The sequence below is a fragment of the Paenibacillus sp. S28 genome, assembly GCF_016624415.1.
Taxonomy (GTDB): Bacteria; Bacillota; Bacilli; order Paenibacillales; family Paenibacillaceae; genus Paenibacillus_AQ; species Paenibacillus_AQ favisporus.
In genome coordinates this window covers 1-640 of record NZ_JACVTM010000050.1, presented here as the reverse complement: position 1 = coordinate 640, position 640 = coordinate 1, and the positions used below count along the sequence as shown (strand labels likewise).

Sequence of the window (640 nt, the reverse complement as noted above, 5' to 3'; positions counted from 1 at the left end):
GTTTGCGGGGTCCCGGATGAGTTTATCGAACAGCTTTCTTACGTCGTCCTTATTGCAGTACTCTTCACTAATAGCGATAATCATCCGATGGTTCGCCATTAATTTTCGGGACATTCGTAACTGAATTTTCTGAGTGGCATGAAAAACATCTTTACCTTTAGCCGACATGACGAAAAAACTGCTGAAGCCTTCTCCCTTGGACGGGTCTTGTTTCTTGGAAGGAACTACGATTTGTTGGCTGACTTCGATTTGCCCGTCCTCGGCATAATCAATTGCTGTTCCTATAATGAAAGCTAATTGATTTAACTCGACAAAATCGGTGCACCCGGAAGTGGACAAAACAAGCCCTAGAGAGAAAAAAGCCAGGAAAACGGTTCGCATCATTTCTGACGTCCTTTCTTATTCCGGCCATTCTTCATCCAAAAGGGATAGCGCATGATCAAGTCCTTAATACGTGTACCGTTCGAATGGGGCAATAGGGCTTAAGTACGGCGTTCCAAAAGACTCTAGCGAGACCAAATGGATCAACATGAAAATCATGCCGAAAGCAAAGCCAACAAAGCCGAGCACGCCTGAAATGAACATCAGTAGGTACCGGATGATCCGAAAGGGAAGTGCGGCGCTATATCTTGGGATCATG

The 640-nt window shown here is 45.2% G+C and carries 2 protein-coding genes; both read right to left on the bottom strand.

The window, feature by feature from the left end; genetic code table 11:
* A partial coding sequence (locus IAE55_RS33595) for a Ger(x)C family spore germination protein (RefSeq protein ID WP_442793368.1) occupies nt 1–384 on the bottom strand: 384 nt, incomplete at its 3' end.
* A gap of 63 nt (nt 385–447) precedes the next feature.
* Nucleotides 448–640, bottom strand: a 193-nt coding sequence (locus IAE55_RS33590; RefSeq protein WP_200634978.1) for a spore germination protein, incomplete at its 5' end; no start/stop codon positions are given.